This is a genomic window from Streptomyces viridiviolaceus (assembly GCF_014650995.1).
GTDB classification, from domain to species: Bacteria; Actinomycetota; Actinomycetes; order Streptomycetales; family Streptomycetaceae; genus Streptomyces; species Streptomyces viridiviolaceus.
Genome location: NZ_BMWA01000020.1, coordinates 83,793 through 100,407, shown reverse-complemented (window position 1 = coordinate 100,407; position 16,615 = coordinate 83,793). Strand labels below are relative to the sequence as shown.

Below are 16,615 nucleotides of genomic sequence, written 5' to 3'. Positions count from 1 at the left end.
TTGCGCTTCACCTGCGGCAATGTTCCCGCAATGTTGACCGGATGCTGTCGCAGCGCTGCGTTCGGCGCCCCCTGGTCGTGCATGATGTCGCCATGCATATCTCCGCGAAGGCGGACTACGCCGTGCGCGCTCTGCTGGAGCTCGCCTGTGAACCCGCCCGCCCTCTCACCTGCGAAGCGATCGCCTCCTCGCAGGAGATCCCCTTCCGGTTCCTGAAGTCCGTGGTCGGCGAGTTGCGCAGGGCCGGTCTGGTGCGCAGCCAGCGGGGCTGCGAGGGCGGCTACTGGCTGGGCAGACCCGCCGACGAGATCAGCCTCCTCGACGTCACGCGCGCCGTCGACGGCGAGGTCATCACGTTGCGCGGGGAGGCCTTGGCCGAACTCGACTACCCGGGGCCGGCGATCGGACTGCCCGCGGTGTGGCGCCACATCGAGGCGGACGCGACCTCGATCCTCGCCGGGGTGACCATCAGCTCGCTGCTGCCCGCGGAGGCGCGCGAGCGGACGGTCGCGCGGGGAGTCGCGTGACTTCCGGCGCCGGCGTACCGCTGGTCGAGATCGTCGAGTACACCGACCCGTTGTGTCCCTGGGCGTGGGGTTCGGAGCCCGTCTTCCGGCGGCTGCGGGCGGCGCTCGCCGGCCGGGTCCGCTGGCGGCGGGCGTACTGCATCCTCTTCGACCACGACGACGACCCGGCGCCGGACCCGGAGGCGGAGACCGCCTGGTACGCGCGGTACGTCGAGGACATCAGCGGGCACACCGGCGCCCCGCGCGCGGCGCGGCTGAGCCGGGTCGCGGCGAGTTCCTGGCCGGCCTCGCTCGTCGCCAAGGCGGCGGAGGCGCAGGGCGAGGAGGTCGCCGGGCGGGTGCTGCGCCGGCTGCGGGAGACGGTCTTCGTCCTCGGCGAACCCGCGGACACGCCCGCGCTGGCCCTGGCCGCGGTCCGGGGCGTCCCCGGTCTCGATCCGGTCCGGCTGGCCGCCGACGCGGACTCGTCCGAGGTGCTGGAACGGGTGCGGGCCGACCGGGCCGAGGCGCGCCGCCCCGTGCCCGAGGTGCGGTCCGTGACGCACGGCGGGCCGCATCCCGGTGCCGCCAAGGAGACACCCGACGGCGAACTCCGGTACGCGCTGCCGACGTTGCTGGTGTGCGGACCGTCCGGCCGACGCGCGGTGCCCGGCTGGCGGCCCTGGCCGGCGTACGCCGCGGCCGTCCAGGACGTCTGCCCGGGGCTGGTCCCGGCGCCGCAGGCCCTCTCCCCCGGTGAGGCGCTGGAGCGTCACGGGAGCCTGACGGAACCCGAACGAACGGGGTGTGCGCCGGGCCCCTGGCCGCCGCCCGGCGCCGTGCGGGTGGACACCGGGAACGGGCCACTGTGGCTCCACCCGGACGAGGCCGCGACCCACCCCGCCGCCGCCCGTCTCCGGTGACCGGCCTCTGACCTGCCGTCATGTCCGTCCCGCGCAATGAGACATCAATAGGTGTCCATTGACAGGCGAGGACTCCGCCCCCGAGGATGGCTGCATGATCACGACGCACCCCGGTGTGGTGTGCCGCTACGTGGACCTGCGGCGCACCTGTAGCGCCCTCTGTCGCTGACCGGCCGCAGACCCCGGCCCACCGGCACCTGGCCGGCACCGCCCGCGCTCCGCGAGGGCGGGCCGTGTACGCCGTCCAGGCCCTTGCTCGCGCTCAGCCGCCCTTCCCTCCGCATCACCGCATTCCGGTAGCCCCGCACATCCGGCCGGGCCCTCTCCTGGGCCCGTCATGCCCGACATCGAGCGACATCTCGTGACATGGGCGTGACTGCCCGGCCATGCCCGGGCCGTCGGCGCGGTGTGCGCTTTCCCTCGCCGCCCATCCGGTCCGCCTCGACGCGGCCGGAGTCACCAGAGAGACAGAGATGTCCGGACGCCTTCTGCCCCGACGACGCCCCGCACCGGGCCCGCGCTCCTTCACCCGGCGCGCCGGTCGCCTGCGCACCGCCGCCCTCGGCACCGTCCTCGCCGTGGTCCTCGTGCCCGTCCTCGCCGCCTGCGGCGGTGACGCCTCCTCCGCGAACGGCAACTCCACACTGAAGTGGGCCTCCACCTACTTCCCCACCCACTGGGACCCGGTGGTCGGTGGCAGCGGCGCCCAGTTCCGCGAACTGGCCCTCGTCTACGCGTCGTTGACCCGCATCGACGAGAACGGCGAGGCCGTGCCCGACCTGGCCGAGAGCTGGGAGTACAACGACAAGGGCGACGAGATCACCTTCCACCTGCGCGAGGGCCTGACGTTCAGCGACGGCGAACCCGTGAACGCCAAGGCCGTCAAGGCCGCCGTCGAACGGGCCCAGGACCAGGAGGACTCGGCGCTCCACGGCGACCTCACCTCGATCGAGTCGGTGGAGGCCAAGGGCCTGGACGCCGTCGTCCACCTGACCCAGACCGACTACCAGATCCCGCAGCTGCTGGGCGAGCGCGTCCTGCAGATCGCCAGCCCGAAGGCGGCCGGGGATCCGGAGAAACTGGACCAGAACCCGGTCGGCGCGGGCCCGTTCATCGTCACCCAGCTCGTGCCGGGCACCAAGGCGGTGCTGAAGAAGAACCCGGACTACTGGGACGCCGACAACATTCACATCGACAACGTGGAGCTGACCTCGGCGCCCGACACCTCCACCATCGTGTCCGGCCTGCAGACCGGCGTGTACAACTTCGCCGACGTCGATCCCAGTCAGGCGGAGAGCGCGAAGAAGGCCGGACTCGACGTGTTCACGCAGCCCGGATTCAACGCCTCCAACATCAGCCTGAACGTCAACAAGGCCCCGTTCGACAACGAGAAGGTCGTCGACGCGGTCCGGTACGCGATCAACCGTCAGGAGTTCGTCGACAAGCTGACTTTCGGGTACGGCGAGGTCACCGACCAGCCCTTCCCCAGGGACTATGTCGCCTACGACCCGGAGTCGGAGGACAAGTACCCCTACGCCCCTGACAAGTCGAAGAAGCTGCTGGCCGAGGCCGGTTACGGGGACGGTGACATCAAGCTCGACCTGGTCATCTCCGCGGAGGACCCGCAGGCGGAGATCGTCCAGTCGCAGCTGGCGAAGGTCGGCATCACCGTCAACATCAAGATCGACAAGAACTGGTCCACGCCGTTCTTCGCCAAGGACCTGACGTTCTCCCTCTACAGCACCACGGGACGGGACTCGGCAGTGCAGACCCTCACCGCGCACTTCGGCCCCGACGGACCGCTGAACCTCTCCTCCCCGTACGAGCCGGACGGCTTCGAGGACGCGGTCGCCAAGGTCCGGCAGACCCCGCTGGACGACCCCGACTACGCCGAGACGCTGCAGGCGGCGACCCGGGCCGGCCTGGAGAGCGACGCCCTGATCTTCACGTACTCCTCGCCCAACCTGTTCGCCAAGAGCAAGAGCATCTCCGACCTGCCGAAGAACCCGGCCCACATCAACTGGACCGGCGTGACCATCTCCGGCAACGGCTGACCCGCCCACCCCCACCGCACATCCGTCCCACACGAGAGGAGGAACCCCCGTGACGACCACCGAGGCACAGGTGCCACCCGCCCACCGGCGAGGCGTCGCCGCGGCCCGCGCGCGGCACACCGTGCTCCGGGTCCTGGCCACCCTCGCCCGGTCGGCCGCGATCTTCGTGCCGGTGTTCCTGGTCGCGACGTTCGTGACGTTCGCACTGCGCGCGCTCAGCGGACTGAGCCCGGCCCGGATCCAGCTGGGTGAGCAGGCGACACCCGAGGCCATCGCCCGGGTGGAGGCCCAGTGGGGCCTCGACCGGCCCTTCCTGGTGCAGTACTGGGACTGGTTCACCGACGTCCTGCACGGCGAGCTGGGCACCAGCTGGACCAACGGGGCCGACATCTCCACCCTGATCGCCACCGGCCTGGGCGTCAGCCTGTCGGTCGCGGTCTTCGCCCTGGTCATCGGCGTCACGGCGGGTTTCGTCCTCGGCACCCTCGCAGCACTACGCCGCACCACCTGGATCGACCGCGCGGTCACCGGGTTCGTCACCGTGATCTCGGTGATGCCGGCGTTCGTCGTCGGCATCGTGCTGGTGACGGTGTTCGCGGTCGGGCTCGGGCTGTTCCCCTCCGGCGGGTACGTGCCCGCCGCGCAGGGCGTCGGCCCGTGGCTCGCGCACATCACCCTGCCGGCGCTCGCGCTGAGCCTGGACGTGGTGGCGGACGTGGCACGGCAGTTGCGCACCAGCCTCATCGCGGCCCACCGCGAGAACTACGTGACCGGCGCGGTGGTCCGGGGCCTGGGCCCACGGCGGATCTTCTTCGGTCACGTGCTGCGCAACGGGCTCGGCCCGACGCTCGCCACGCTGGGCCTGAAGTTCCCCGCGCTGGTCGGCGCCTCGGTCGTCACCGAGTGGATCTTCGGGTTGCAGGGCTTCGGCCGGTTCGCCAACGACTCGGCACAGACCGGTGACGTCCCCGCCGTGCAGGGCGTCCTCGTGGTGTCGATCGCGCTGGTCGTCTCCTTCAACCTGATCGTCAACCTCGTGCTGGCCCGCGTCACACCGGCCGCACAGCGAGGAGTCTGACCATGGTGCGCCGCATCCTCGGCCTCACCACCGGCCGCATCGCCGTGGCCATCCTCACCGTGATCGCCCTGCTGGCGGTGCTCGGCCCGCTGTTCGCCCCGCAGGACCCGCTGGCCACCAGCGACCACCCCCTCGCCGGCACCTCGGGGTCACACTGGCTGGGCACCGACTACCTGGGCCGGGACGTGCTGAGCCGGCTGCTCGACGGCTCCCGGGTCAGCGTCCTCGGCTCCCTGGAGGTCGCCGTCACCGCGCTGGTGGTCGGAGCCGTCCCCGGCATCCTCTCCGTCTATCTGGGCCGAGCCTTCGAATGGGTCACCCTGCGGCTCGTCGACACGCTCGTCGCCCTGCCGTTCCTGCTGTTCGCCGTCGCCGTCATCGCCCTGCTGGGCAACGGCCTCACGCAGGCCATGCTGGTCACCGGGGTGCTGGTCTCGCCGCTGTTCTACCGGGTGTCCCGGGCGGCGACCCTCTCCGTGGCCCGCTCGCAGTACGTGGAGGCCGCGATCATCTCCGGTGCCTCCATCGGCTGGATCGTCCGCCGGCACGTGTGGGCGAAGGTGCTCCCTCCGATCGCGGTCGCGTTCGCGCAGACCGTCGGCGTCGGCTTCGTCATCGTCTCCAGCCTGACGTTCCTCGGGATCGGCGTGCAGCCGCCCGAGCCCACCTGGGGCGGCCTGCTCGCCTCCGACCTGGGTTACCTCGGCCAGAAACCATGGGCGCCGGTGGCACCCGCACTGCTGATCATGGCCACCGTCTGGGCCGGCAACCTCCTCGCCGACGCCATCCGCGACGTCTCCGGCGAGGCGGGCCGCGCGCTGATCGACGCCCGCCGGGCCCGCCCGGACCGCCTCGACAAGACCGACCCCGCTCCTGCCGGAGGCACCCGATGACCCGACCGTCCGCCGACCTCCTGCCCGGACGCACCGCACCCGCCGGCCCTTCCGCCTCCGCTTCCCCCGTGCTGTCCGTCCGAGACGTGCGTATCACCGACCGGGCCTCCGGCCGGGAGATCGTGCACGGCGTCAGCTTCGACCTGCCCCCCGGCCGCACGGTCGGCATCGTCGGCGAGTCCGGCAGCGGCAAGACCCTCACCTGCCGCGCCACGCTCGGCATCCTGCCGCCGCACTTCGAGGTGAGCGACGGCACGATCGAGATCGACGGCACCGACATCTCCACCCTGACCCCGGCCCGGTGGACGGAGCTGCGCGGCGCCACCATCAGCGCCGTCTTCCAGGACCCGGCCTCCTACCTCAACCCCTCGGTGCGGGTCGGCGCGCAGATCGCCGAGGTGCTGCGCGTCAAGCGGGGACTGAAGCGGCGCGAGGCCCGCGAACGCGCCGTCGAACTGCTGCGCGCGGTGCACCTGCGCGACCCCGAACTCGTCTACGCCCAGTACACCTACGAACTGTCCGGCGGCATGCTCCAGCGGGTGCTGATCGCGGCGGCGATCGCCGCCGGCCCGCGGATCCTCATCGCCGACGAGGCCACCACCGCGCTCGACGTCACCGTGCAGGCCGAGATCCTCGACCTCCTCGCCGACCTGCGGGAGCGGACGGGTCTGGCCCTCGTCGTGGTCTCCCACGACCTGGCCGTCGTGGCGCAGCTCTGCGACGAGGTGCTCGTCATGCGCGGCGGCGAGGTCCTGGAACAGGGCCCGACCCGGACCGTCCTCGGCGCCCCCCGGCACGACTACACCAAGCTGCTGATCGCCGAGCACGAACAGTACGGCCTGGAAAAGTTCCTCGACCTCAAGGAGACCCCGTGACCAGGCCGCCGCACACCCCGCCGGCCGCCGGCGCCGAGGAGAATCCGCCTCCCGTGCTGGAGGTCACCGGCCTCGACGTGCACTACGGACCGCGCCGCCGACGCCGGCAGGCCCTGCACGGAGTCTCCCTGAGCGTGGCGCCCGCCGAGACCGTCGGGATCATAGGCGAGACCGGGTCGGGCAAGTCCACGCTGGCCCGGGCCGTGCTCGGGCTGGTGCCCGCCTCCGCGGGGTCGATCCTGATCGACGGGGAGAACGTCACCGCCCACCGCGACCGCCAGTGGCGGGCGCTGCGCCGCCGCGGCGTGGTCCAGTACGTCTTCCAGGACCCCCTGCGCAGTCTCGACCCGGACCTCACCATCGAAGACTCCCTCGTCGAACCGCTGCTCGTGCGGGGCGTGGCCCGCCAGGAGGCCGTCGGCCGGGCCCGTACGCTCCTGGACCGGGTGCGGTTGTCCGACGGCCTCCTCACCCGGCTGCCCGGGGAACTCTCCGGCGGGCAGCGCCAGCGGGTCGCGGTGGCCCGGGCGCTGATCACCGAACCTCGTCTGGTCGTCCTCGACGAGCCGGTCAGCGCCCTGGACTCCGCCAACCGCGTGCAGATCCTGGAGATCCTCAAGGAACTCGGCGCGAGCGGCGTGGCTCTCGTCTTCATCTCCCACGACCTCGGCTCCGTCGCCGGGGTCGCCGACCGGGTCGCCGTGCTCTACCGGGGCGAGCTGGTCGAGTCCGGCACCGCCCGCGACGTCGTGGGCAGCCCCCGGCACGCCTACACCCGGCTGCTCGTCGGCTCCGCGCCCACCCTGCGCGGCGCCCGCACCGACCGCGCCCGGCGGGCCGAGCTACGCGAACTGCTCGATGCCTGATCCGTCCTCCCCCTCCTCACAGACAGGAACCGCCATGTCCCGCACGATCCATCTCGCGCTGCACCCCTACGGTGTGGGCGGCCCCGGCCAGCACGGCCTGTGGAAGGACCCGCGCGTCGCGAAGAACGCCAGCATCGACATCGACTACTACATCAAGCAGGCGCAGGCCGCCGAACACGCCCTGTTCGACGCGCTGTTCATCGTCGACAGCCAGTTCATCAACGCCACTTACCCCGCGCACTACCTCAACCGCCTCGAACCACTCACCCTGTTGTCGGCGGTCGCCACCCACACCCGGCACATCGGGCTGGTGGGAACGGCCAGTTCGACGTACAACTCGCCGTTCAACCTGGCCCGCCGCTTCGCCTCGCTCGACCTGATCAGCAAGGGCCGGGCCGGCTGGAACGTCGTCACCAGCTTCGACACGGGCACGGCCCGCAACTACGGGCTCGACGAGCACCTCGACTACGCCACGCGCTACGGCCGCGCCCTGGAGTTCGTGCAGGTCGCCCGCGGACTGTGGGATTCCTATGAGGACGACGCGTTCCCGGCGGACGTGGAACGGGGCGTCTTCCTGGACCCGGCCAAGCTGCACGCGCTGAACCACGAGGGCGAACACTTCAAGGTCGCCGGGCCGCTGAACATCTCCCGCTCCCCGCAGGGCCAGCCTGTGATCTTCCAGGCCGGTGTCTCGGAAGAGGGCCGTGACCTGGCCGCGCGGGTCGCCGAGGGCATCTACGCCCCGGGCGGGTCGCTGGAGCAGGCGCAGGAGTACTACGCGGACATCAAGCGGCGCACCGCGGCCCACGGCCGCGACCCCGAACACATCAAGATCTTCATCCACGGCGGCCCGGTCGTCGCCGCGACGGACGAGGCGGCCCGTCGTCGCGAGCGCGAGATCCACGAGGAGGACAACGACTTCGACCGCAACCTCGCCCTGCTCGGCCGGTCGTTCGGCGCCTACGACTTCAGCGTCCACGACCTCGACGCGCCCTTCCCGGACGTGGCGCACCTCGCGGAGAAGGGCGGCCGCACCGGCGCAGCGAAGATCATCGAGAGGGCTCGGGAACAGGGACTGACGCTGCGCCAGGTCGCGGAGTCGGTGAACGAGTTCCGCCGTTCACCGTTCGTCGGGGCCCCGGAGACCGTCGCCGACACCATCGAGCGGTGGTTCGACGCCGGCACCTTCGACGGCATCAACCTCGCCTTCCGTACCCACGAGGAGCTTGACCTCTTCGTCGACGGCGTCGTGCCGATCCTGCAGAGGCGTGGCCTGTTCCGCACCGAGTACACCGCCGACACCCTGCGCGGCCACCTCGGCCTGCCGGTCCCGGCCAACCGGTACGCCGACGCCGGAGCCGAAGGCTGAGAGTCCCGGCCCGCCCCTCGCACCCGCACGCCCCTCCCAGGAGTTGTGACATGACCGAGTACACCGACCACCACGCACCTCAGGGACTGCGCACCCGCGCCACGGTCGTGGTGGTTCCCGGCCGCGGCGAGAGCCACGCCACCTACGACCGGTTCGGCAGGCGGCTGGCCGCCGACGCCTATCGGGTGCGCGTGGTCGACGCCCCGGATCTCGACCCCGGCGACACCGACGGCTCCCTCGCCCGCTTCGGCGAGCGGCTGGCGGCGGCGGTCGAGGGCACGGCGGCGGAGGACGGTGTCGTGCACCCCGTCGTCCTGGTGGGTGCCGACTCGGGCGCCGTCGCCGTCGCCGCGCTCCTCGGCAGCGCGGGCCCGGACACGGCCGGGCAGCCGGACGCCGTCGTCCTGGCCGGCCTGCCAGGACGCGCCGCCCCCGCGGCCGACGGCTGGGAGGGCGAACTCGACGTCCGCACCTCCTGCCCCACCCACCGGGCCGTGCTCACCGACGACCCTGATGTGCGCCGCGGCTCGCTCGACGTCCCAGTGCCCGACGCCCTGCTCAGGGCCGCGCACGACGCCGAGATCACCGTGCCGGCCCTGCTGCTCGCCGGGGACGCCGACCCACTTGCCGATCTCGACGCCCTGGAGCGCACCGCCAAGTCCCTGCCCCGCGCCCGCCTCTCGGTGGTCCTGGGTGGCCACCACGACGTCCTCAACGACCTCACACACCGGTCCGTGGCCGCCGAGGTCGTGACGTTCCTGGAGGCCCTGCGCGACGGTCTGCGGCCCGCCGTCACGGTGCGGGCCGGCTCCTGGTGAGCGAGGGGCCCGGCCCCCGACCCGCCCGACTCCCGAACCCGGAAGGTCCCTGATGGCTTCCATCCTCTCCGTAGCGGCCAGCCCCTCCGCCTCCTCCCGCACCGCGCGGCTGGTGCGTCACCTGGACGACCGGCTCCGCGGTCAGGGGCACGAAGTGGTCCCGCTGGACGTGCGCACCCTGCCCGCCGAGGCGCTGCTCGGCGCCGACTTCAGCCACCCGGCGATCGTCGAGGCGACCGCGCTGTTCGAGCAGGCCGACGGGGTGGTGATCGGCACACCCGTCTACAAGGCCGCCTACTCCGGTCTGCTGAAGTCGCTGCTCGATCTGCTCCCGCAGTACGCGCTGGCCGGGAAGACGGTGCTGCCGCTGGCGACCGGCGGCAGCACCGCCCATGTGCTGGCCATCGACTACGCGCTGCGTCCCGTGCTGAGTTCCATGGGGGCCACGCACATCGTGCCCGGCTGGTTCACGCTCGACCGGAACGTCGTCGTCGCTCAGGACGGCACCGTGACCGTGGAGTCCGAGACGGCCCGCGCGCTGGCGGAGGTCACGGACCGTTTCTCCCTGGCGCTCGGCGGCCGGACGGGCCTTTCGGTGCCGGCCGCGTGAGCCCGGCGGTGGCCGTCCGTCGACCTCCGGACGGCCACCCCGCGTCCTCAGCGGCTACTCGGTCATGGGTCCGGGTTGGCGTCCGGCTCGCTCGGCCTGGGCTTCGGTGAGCCTGCACGGCATGCGGTGGGCCCGGGCTGCGTCCGAGCCCTCAAGGGGCCACTGAAGGAACCGCGCCCAGGCCCGGCCCGGTCACCGAGGGAGTGAGGGGAACCGCCCCCCGCGTCCCTGGACCACGGACACGATCCGATGGCGCTGAATGCGGAAGAAATGCGGTGGCCCGGAACGCCCAACAACGTTCGGGCCGTTCGGCTGAGCACGAGCTGCGGCATCAGGTCTCACTCCCGCTGAGTCTTCAGGAACGGTTGGTCACTCCTGTGCAAGGCGGTCGAGAGACCGGCCGCCAGGTCGAGGCCGGTGCGCAGGTCCGGGTTTTTCGTCAATCGAAGCCGATACGCACGGAGTGCTCGACGCCGAACCCGTAGGTGAACCTCACGCCTGTCGGCAGGGAGCCGAAACCCCGGTGCGCGGACGGAAGGCCGGGCGGCAGTGAGTCGTACGGCTTCGGGCGGGCGGACCCAGTGAGGGGGGCGGCAGTTGGCGAACTGCCGCCCCGTTCGCCCTGCTTCAGCTCGTCACCGCTCCCCGTTCCCTCGGACCGTCGGGTCCCAGAGTCCGCCGGCCTCGCCACGGGCGAGGTGCTCGGTGTACACGCTGACCTTCCAGGCGATGACCGAGCGACACTCCTCCAGCGCCTGGATCTGTGCCTCGACGCGCTGTTGATGGGCGTCGAGGAGCTGCAGCCGTTCAGCCTCGTTGCCCGGACCGTGCCGCACCAGCTCGGCGAACTGTTTGAGGTCGGCGAGCGGCATGCCGGATGCGCGCAGCTTGACGCAGATCAGCAGCCAGTCGACATCGACGGCGGTGTATCGCCGTCGGCCGCCCGCGGTGCGCTGGACCGGTCCGACCAGCAGGCCCTCGCGCTCGTAGAAGCGCAGTGCGTGCACGCTGAGTCCTGTCCGCTCGGCCACCTCGCCGATGCTCAGCGGCTCCGCACTCGTTTCGACAGTCGCCATGCCGCCCAGCCTAGGACTTGATCTAGACCTCGCTCTAGTTCCTAGCGTTGCCGGCATGACCATCACTGATCAGCAGCCGATCGGCTCGCCCTTCTCCGCCACCAGCACCGCCGAGGACGTCCTGGCCGGCCTCGACCTCTCCGGCGCAACCGCCATCGTGACCGGGGGCTATTCCGGACTCGGTCTGGAGACCACCCGGGGCCTGGCGGCCGCCGGGGCCCGGGTCATCGTTCCGGCACGCCGGCCCGGAATCGCCCGCGCCGCTCTCGCCGATGTGGATGGTTGCGACGTCGTCCCCATGGACCTGGCGGACCTCGGCAGCGTGCGCGCCGCCGCCGCACAGATCAACGGCTCCCTCGACCGGCTCGATCTCCTCATGGCCGTCGCCGGCGTCATGGCCACCCCTGAACGACGCGTGGGGCCCGGCTGGGAAGGCCAGCTCGCCGTGAACCACTTCGGACACTTCGCCCTCGCCTGCGAGCTCCACCCGCTCCTGGCCGCCGCCGGCGGTGCGCGCGTCGTCGTGAACAGCTCCGCCGGGCACACCCTGACCGACATCCGCTGGAACGACCCGCACTTTCGCACCGGCTACGACAAGTGGCTGGCCTACGGCCAGGCCAAGACCGCCAACGCCTTGTTCGCCGTGCAGTTCGACGCCCTAGGGCGGGGCGACGGTGTCCGGACGTTCGCTCTCCACCCGGGCAAGATCATCACCGGTCTCCAGCGAGAGATGACTCTCCACGAGCAGATCGAACGGGGATGGATGGACGAGCAGGGCACCGTGATCGGCGCCGACTTCAAGACACCTTCCCAGGGCGCCGCCACCGGCCTGTGGGCCGCCACTTCCCCACTCCTCGACGGCCGTGGCGGGCTCTACCTCGAGGACTGCGACGTCGCACACGTCTCCTCCCCCACGGCGCCCATGGACGACGGCGGCGTCCGCGCCTACGCGATCGACCCCGGCGCAGCCGCACGGCTGTGGGAACTGTCCGTCGCGGCGACCGGCGCCGCTCCGATCACACGATGAACCCGCACTCTGCATGTGCCGGGCTACCCACCACTGCCGCAGTCGGCGTGGTTCGGGAAGCCTTCGCCCTCGTCGCTGCCGGCCCGGCCCGGCTCATCCGGCGACCTGGCGACCGGCGACCGGCTGCTCCACCGGCTGGCTCACGCCCGTCAGCTCCTCCGACACCGTCCACAACCGACGGGCCACCGCCGCGTCGCTCGCCGCCGCCGACCGTCCGACCAGCGTCGGCCCGCCCCGCATCTCGCCCAGCCCGTCCGGGCCCACGTAGCTCGCCCCGGGCAGGTCCTGCGTCGCGGCGTACAGCGTCGGCAGGGCGCCCGCCCTGTCGTCCTGGGCGAAGAACCTGTTGCCGACCTTCATGAACGCCCGCATCACCGGACTCGCGGCATGGCTCTGCAGGTTGGTCGCCGCGTAGCCGGGGTGGGCGGCAAGGGCGCGGACCGGGGAGCCGGATTCTGTCAGGCGGCGCTGGAGTTCCAGCGTGAAGAGGAGGTTCGCCAGCTTCGACTGGGCGTACGCGCGCCGCGGGTCGTAGTCGGACGTCCAGTTCAGGTCCTCGAAGCGGATCCGTCCGTCGGCCCAGCGGTGGGCCCCGGAGGATACCGTCACCACCCGGTCGGTGATGTGCGGCAGGAGCAGGTTCGTCAGCGTGAAGTGGCCCAGATGGTTCGTGCCGAACTGCATCTCGAAGCCGTCCGCCGTCCGCTGCTTCGGCAGCATCATCACGCCCGCGTTGTTGATCAGCAGGTCCAGCGGCCGGGCCTCCCAGGCGTCCGCGAACTCCCGTACGGAGGACAGGTCCGCCAGGTCCAGGCGCCGTACCTCCGTGCTGCCGCTCACCGTCGCCGCCGCTCCTCGACCGCGCTCCAGGTCCCGCACGGCGAAGACCACGTGCGCTCCCGCCCGCGCCAGCGCCTGCGCCGCCGTGAGGCCGATCCCGCTGTTGGCGCCGGTGATGACCGTCGTGCGGCCGGTGAGGTCGGGCAGGCGGCTCGCGTCCCAAGTGTTGCTCTTCGTCTTCTCAGCCATGGATCGAATGTAGACGTCGCCAACAATGCTGTCAATGACAACAATGATGGCGATGGCAACTATGCTGGCGATGCCTACATGGAGTTACGATGTCCTCCATGCCCGAGAGCCGCCCATACCACCACGGAGACCTGCGCGCCGCCCTGCTCGCAGCCGCGGAACGCACGCTGCGTGAGAAGGGAGTCGGTTCCCTGTCGCTGCGTGAGCTCGCCCGCGAGGTCGGTGTCAGCCACGCCGCGCCCGGCCGGCACTTCAAGGACAAGCAGGCCCTGCTCAACGCCCTGGCGCTGGCTGGGTACGATCGGCTGGGCGAGGCCCTGGACGCCGCCGACGACCCCGCACTTCCCCTCGAACCCCGGCTCACCGCCCTCGCCCGGGCCTACCTCGGCTTCGCCATCGACAACGCGGAGCTGCTGGAGCTGATGTACGCCCGCAAGCACGACCCCGACGCCTCGGAACAGATGGCGGCCGCCGTCGAACGGACGGTGGGCAATCTCGCCCAGGTCGTCGCGGACGCCCAGAAGCGCGGCGAGATCATCGCGGGCGCCCCCGAGGACCTGAACCTCGTCACAGGCGCCACCCTCCACGGCATGGCCGCCTTCATCGCCGGCGGCATGCTGACCCCGGAGGCGGCCCTGGCAGGCGTGGAGAGCCTGGTCCACCACCTGCTCCACGGCCTGAAGCCCCGCTGACGGTGGCGGCCTCCCCGGCTCGGGCCTCGGCTACAGGGGGACGGCCAGGTGTCACTGCCCCGGCCGAGGGCCGCGGCGCCACGATCGCGGCCGTCCGCCTGCCGAGCGCGGCACCATCGCCACCCGAGGTCCCTCGAGGCCTTACAGCTCCCCGAACAGCTCGCGCACGACCTCCGGCCCGTGCTTGTCGGGATCGAAGGTGACGAGGACGGCGTCATCAGGAGAGGTGCCCACGGCGAGGGCGGTGCCGGTGTCCCGCCCCACAACCCGGTAGGCGGTCAGTTGCTCGGCCGGTTCCCCGCCGCCACCGTTGTTCGGCGTGTCATCGCAAGGCGGCTTCCGCGCGACGCCGACCGCCTCGCCGACCTCGAAGTCACCGCCGTCGATCCCCCGGTAGGCCCGCCCGTCGTAAGCCACGACATAGGCGCAGGAGGCGGCGGCCTCTCCCCCACCACCCCCGGCCGCACACCCCGTAACCATCACCAGAGCCACACCCGCCAGCGCCGGCGTCCGAGCAGTCCGCATGCACAGTCTCCTGTCTCTTCTCATACGACTGCGACGCCGTAAGCACCGAATACGTTCACCACCCCGGCAACCCTCCCGGCTCGCCGCGGCAGCCAACCGCCGCACGACACCCCAGATACCCGTCTCGACCGGGCTGCCGAACCCTTCTCACGCGATGGATTCCAGGTAGTCCTGGGTAGGCAACGACTCGACCTGTCCGACTTCGTTGTAGAACCAGGCGTGAAGACGCAGTTCCCCGTTCTTACGGCCCGCCGCCACGGTTGGGTACTGCAGGAGATTCGCCACCTGGACCGCAAGGTGGGCACGTGCCGCTGTGTCGATCTGCGGTCGGCTCAGAACCCTGCGGGCACCTACGCCGGCTGCGTTCTGGCAGGCCGTCTGTGAATTTGCAGTGGAGAGCCAGCGCTTGACCGCCAATGGCAGTGAGGTGTTACGGCGGTCGAGGAGAAAGGACACGGCGGTGCATCCGGAGTGGCCGCACACGATGATGTCTCTCAGGTCGCGGTCGTGCAAGGCGTACTGAATAGCGGCCATGTCACTGGAGATGATGTTGGCTCCGCTTTTGGGAATTATGTTACCCAGATTGCGGAGTTCGAAGAGCCTGTCCGGGCCGATGCGAGTCAGGCCTGCAGGTGAGAGCGTCGCTTCGGTGCAGGTGATGAACAACGCCTTTTTCACGGGTTTGCTCTGGACGCGAGTGTGCTGCTTCCTCGAGCCGGTACGCGTGAACTGGCCCGGATATTCCGTGGAATTCCTCATGCTGAAGAGGCCCCCTCGTTGAATCTTGCTCGACGGATGGCAAGTCAGGCAGTCGCCTGTGTACTGACTTGTGTCGGCGCGCGAGATACGAGAGCGGCTATACCAGCCAGGCCTGAAGGCGGGCGCGGAGTTGGCCCGGTGGTTCCGAGTACGGCGGGTCGGCCGTCACCTTCCATCGAGGGTGCGGCGCGTGAAGTCCACTGTCCGACGCTGCCCTTGCAAAGTCGGGGTGCTCTTTGAGTTGCTCCGGACCGATGGGCAGGTGGTCGATCGGGGAAGAGGAGTCGGAGATGCTCTTGCGGAATACCCGCAGGTCTTCCAGGTGGTGGGGAATGGCGACGACAGCGCCCGGCAGATTCCGGATCGTCTCCGGCTCCCCGTGGGCCGCCTCAGCTGACACGTCCAGTATCGAGTGAGTGATCCTCGTTGCCGTGTCAGCCGCGGCCCGATGCGGAACCGATGTGTGCGTGACCAGTGTTTTCCAAGCCGTCATGAAGGCAAGGATCACGATCGCCAGGCGTAATACTGCTGTGCGTGTGGACCACATTCAGACCCCCTGTGCTGCCGACGCAGAGGATGCGTGAGCAAGGGACCAGGACGGCCGGAACTCGGAGCCGGGATCGGGGTACTGGCGGGTAACTGAAGTACGGGCGCTTATGATCCACTGCAGGAAAACGCAACTGTGCACCTTACCCCCCGTACACCCCGTTACGGCGCTACCGCCGAAGGGCATAGTAACAGCTCGACCGACCAGTCGGTCAATGTTTCTCCGTAGGGATTCAGACCTGACTGCGCAAGCCGGCCACTAGGATGCCCACGGCTTCGCCGAGGCCGTCCCGGTGTCCGGACGGTGTGGTGATGAGGGCTTCATGCAGGGCCCAGCCGTCGACCATCGCAGCGAGGGCGAGCGCGCCGGCTCTGATCTGCTGCGTCGAGGCGGCACCTCCCGATGCGGCCCTCAGCAGGTCGCTCAGCAGGGCGACGTAGGTCTCGTGGTAGTCGGTGAAGTGCTTTTTGATCGCGGGGATGCGCTGCCCGAGGGAGAGGAGCTCGAGCGCCAGCGGCGCCCTGGACGGGTTCTCCCGGAGACTGCGCGAGAAGTCGTCCGCCATGGCGCTGAGCCTCGCACCGGCGTCGCCTCCCGCGGCGGGCTCGCCCGCCAGGGACTGCTCTTCGTCGTGGAGGAGTTGGCGGACCAGTTCGACGGCGATCTCCTCTTTGCTCTTGAAGTACCAGTAGATGGCGCCCTTGCTCAGGCCAGAGGCCTGGACGATGTCGTCCATCCGGGAACCGTGGTAGCCGAGGCGGGCGAAGACGGACGTGGCGGCGTCCAGGATCTGTGCGCGCCGGGCGCTGAGGCGTGCGGCGTTGCGCTCGTCGGATCCCGTGGTCTGTGGTCCCCGTGCAGTCCCCATGGTGTTCCCCTCGGCCTGTGTCTCGTACTTCGGCAGCGTACTCGCCGGTCAACTCTAGACCGGTTGGTCGGTCGATGGTTATGCTGACTCGACCGACCAG

General features: G+C 70.7%; 17 protein-coding genes. 12 read left to right on the top strand and 5 right to left on the bottom strand.

Features of this window, described 5'->3' with window-relative positions; all coding sequences use genetic code 11:
- Positions 1–92: 92 nt before the first annotated feature.
- The 10 genes from IE260_RS27495 to ssuE all read left to right on the top strand — a co-directional run bounded on the left by IE260_RS27495 (position 93) and on the right by ssuE (position 9,992).
- Positions 93–527 carry an RrF2 family transcriptional regulator gene (locus IE260_RS27495; RefSeq protein ID WP_189876487.1) on the top strand — a complete coding sequence of 145 codons (435 nt, stop codon included), beginning with the start codon at positions 93–95 and terminating at the stop codon, positions 525–527.
- Positions 524–1,429 carry a DsbA family oxidoreductase gene (locus IE260_RS27490; RefSeq protein ID WP_189876485.1) on the top strand — a complete coding sequence of 302 codons (906 nt, stop codon included), beginning with the start codon at positions 524–526 and terminating at the stop codon, positions 1,427–1,429. The genes IE260_RS27495 and IE260_RS27490 overlap by 4 nt, the downstream gene beginning before the upstream one ends.
- A 473-nt stretch (positions 1,430–1,902) precedes the next feature.
- Positions 1,903–3,483, top strand: a complete 1,581-nt coding sequence (locus IE260_RS27485; RefSeq protein ID WP_189876483.1) for an ABC transporter substrate-binding protein — start codon at positions 1,903–1,905, stop codon at positions 3,481–3,483.
- Positions 3,484–3,532: 49 nt separating this feature from the next.
- Entirely contained in the window at positions 3,533–4,561 is a 1,029-nt protein-coding gene (locus IE260_RS27480; protein ID WP_189876481.1) for an ABC transporter permease, read from the top strand.
- A gap of 2 nt (positions 4,562–4,563) precedes the next feature.
- Positions 4,564–5,454 carry an ABC transporter permease gene (locus tag IE260_RS27475; RefSeq protein WP_189876479.1) on the top strand — a complete coding sequence of 297 codons (891 nt, stop codon included), beginning with the start codon at positions 4,564–4,566 and terminating at the stop codon, positions 5,452–5,454.
- Positions 5,451–6,329: an ABC transporter ATP-binding protein gene (locus IE260_RS27470; protein WP_189876477.1), complete on the top strand. Its 879-nt coding sequence runs from the start codon at positions 5,451–5,453 to the stop codon at positions 6,327–6,329. The genes IE260_RS27475 and IE260_RS27470 overlap by 4 nt, the downstream gene beginning before the upstream one ends.
- Entirely contained in the window at positions 6,326–7,195 is an 870-nt protein-coding gene (locus IE260_RS27465) for an ABC transporter ATP-binding protein (protein ID WP_189876475.1), read from the top strand. The genes IE260_RS27470 and IE260_RS27465 overlap by 4 nt, the downstream gene beginning before the upstream one ends.
- Before the next feature lie 34 nt (positions 7,196–7,229).
- Positions 7,230–8,564: an LLM class flavin-dependent oxidoreductase gene (locus IE260_RS27460; RefSeq protein ID WP_189876473.1), complete on the top strand. Its 1,335-nt coding sequence runs from the start codon at positions 7,230–7,232 to the stop codon at positions 8,562–8,564.
- 50 nt (positions 8,565–8,614) lie between these two features.
- On the top strand, positions 8,615–9,382 hold the full coding sequence (locus IE260_RS27455; protein WP_189876471.1) for an alpha/beta hydrolase: 768 nt from the start codon (positions 8,615–8,617) through the stop codon (positions 9,380–9,382).
- Positions 9,383–9,434: 52 nt separating this feature from the next.
- Positions 9,435–9,992, top strand: a complete 558-nt coding sequence (gene ssuE / locus IE260_RS27450; protein WP_189876469.1) for an NADPH-dependent FMN reductase — start codon at positions 9,435–9,437, stop codon at positions 9,990–9,992.
- Positions 9,993–10,627: 635 nt separating this feature from the next.
- Here the strand turns inward: ssuE and IE260_RS27445 are convergent.
- Positions 10,628–11,068 (bottom strand): MerR family transcriptional regulator, encoded by a 441-nt coding sequence (locus IE260_RS27445; protein WP_189876467.1) that lies wholly within the window; start codon positions 11,066–11,068, stop codon positions 10,628–10,630.
- 55 nt (positions 11,069–11,123) lie between these two features.
- Between IE260_RS27445 and IE260_RS27440 the strand changes: the two genes are divergently transcribed.
- Positions 11,124–12,095 carry an SDR family NAD(P)-dependent oxidoreductase gene (locus tag IE260_RS27440; protein ID WP_189876466.1) on the top strand — a complete coding sequence of 324 codons (972 nt, stop codon included), beginning with the start codon at positions 11,124–11,126 and terminating at the stop codon, positions 12,093–12,095.
- 93 nt (positions 12,096–12,188) lie between these two features.
- On the opposite strand, the gene IE260_RS27435 is transcribed toward IE260_RS27440, so the two are convergent.
- Positions 12,189–13,124, bottom strand: a complete 936-nt coding sequence (locus IE260_RS27435; RefSeq protein ID WP_189876463.1) for an oxidoreductase — start codon at positions 13,122–13,124, stop codon at positions 12,189–12,191.
- Between the two features lie 89 nt (positions 13,125–13,213).
- Here IE260_RS27435 and IE260_RS27430 point away from each other — a divergent pair, with 89 nt between their 5' ends.
- Positions 13,214–13,816: a TetR/AcrR family transcriptional regulator gene (locus IE260_RS27430; protein WP_189876461.1), complete on the top strand. Its 603-nt coding sequence runs from the start codon at positions 13,214–13,216 to the stop codon at positions 13,814–13,816.
- Between the two features lie 141 nt (positions 13,817–13,957).
- Here the strand turns inward: IE260_RS27430 and IE260_RS27425 are convergent, their stop codons facing one another.
- The 3 genes from IE260_RS27425 to IE260_RS27415 all read right to left on the bottom strand — a co-directional run bounded on the left by IE260_RS27425 (position 13,958) and on the right by IE260_RS27415 (position 16,515).
- On the bottom strand, positions 13,958–14,341 hold the full coding sequence (locus tag IE260_RS27425; protein WP_189876459.1) for a DUF6281 family protein: 384 nt from the start codon (positions 14,339–14,341) through the stop codon (positions 13,958–13,960).
- Between the two features lie 147 nt (positions 14,342–14,488).
- Positions 14,489–15,100 carry a carbonic anhydrase gene (locus tag IE260_RS27420; protein WP_189876457.1) on the bottom strand — a complete coding sequence of 204 codons (612 nt, stop codon included), beginning with the start codon at positions 15,098–15,100 and terminating at the stop codon, positions 14,489–14,491.
- A gap of 779 nt (positions 15,101–15,879) precedes the next feature.
- The gene (locus IE260_RS27415) at positions 15,880–16,515 is read right to left on the bottom strand and encodes a TetR/AcrR family transcriptional regulator (RefSeq protein ID WP_189876455.1); all 636 of its coding nucleotides are present in this window, start codon (positions 16,513–16,515) and stop codon (positions 15,880–15,882) included.
- Positions 16,516–16,615: the final 100 nt, after the last annotated feature.

Coding starts and splice junctions, on each gene's coding strand:
- IE260_RS27425 (WP_189876459.1), bottom strand. CDS start 14,341: ATGCGGACTGCTCGGACGCCGGCGCTGGCGGGTGTGGCTCTGGTGATG.
- IE260_RS27445 (WP_189876467.1), bottom strand. CDS start 11,068: ATGGCGACTGTCGAAACGAGTGCGGAGCCGCTGAGCATCGGCGAGGTG.
- IE260_RS27460 (WP_189876473.1), top strand. CDS start 7,230: ATGTCCCGCACGATCCATCTCGCGCTGCACCCCTACGGTGTGGGCGGC.
- IE260_RS27485 (WP_189876483.1), top strand. CDS start 1,903: ATGTCCGGACGCCTTCTGCCCCGACGACGCCCCGCACCGGGCCCGCGC.
- ssuE (WP_189876469.1), top strand. CDS start 9,435: ATGGCTTCCATCCTCTCCGTAGCGGCCAGCCCCTCCGCCTCCTCCCGC.
- IE260_RS27435 (WP_189876463.1), bottom strand. CDS start 13,124: ATGGCTGAGAAGACGAAGAGCAACACTTGGGACGCGAGCCGCCTGCCC.
- IE260_RS27440 (WP_189876466.1), top strand. CDS start 11,124: ATGACCATCACTGATCAGCAGCCGATCGGCTCGCCCTTCTCCGCCACC.
- IE260_RS27430 (WP_189876461.1), top strand. CDS start 13,214: ATGTCCTCCATGCCCGAGAGCCGCCCATACCACCACGGAGACCTGCGC.
- IE260_RS27420 (WP_189876457.1), bottom strand. CDS start 15,100: ATGAGGAATTCCACGGAATATCCGGGCCAGTTCACGCGTACCGGCTCG.
- IE260_RS27415 (WP_189876455.1), bottom strand. CDS start 16,515: ATGGGGACTGCACGGGGACCACAGACCACGGGATCCGACGAGCGCAAC.
- IE260_RS27495 (WP_189876487.1), top strand. CDS start 93: ATGCATATCTCCGCGAAGGCGGACTACGCCGTGCGCGCTCTGCTGGAG.
- IE260_RS27455 (WP_189876471.1), top strand. CDS start 8,615: ATGACCGAGTACACCGACCACCACGCACCTCAGGGACTGCGCACCCGC.
- IE260_RS27470 (WP_189876477.1), top strand. CDS start 5,451: ATGACCCGACCGTCCGCCGACCTCCTGCCCGGACGCACCGCACCCGCC.
- IE260_RS27475 (WP_189876479.1), top strand. CDS start 4,564: ATGGTGCGCCGCATCCTCGGCCTCACCACCGGCCGCATCGCCGTGGCC.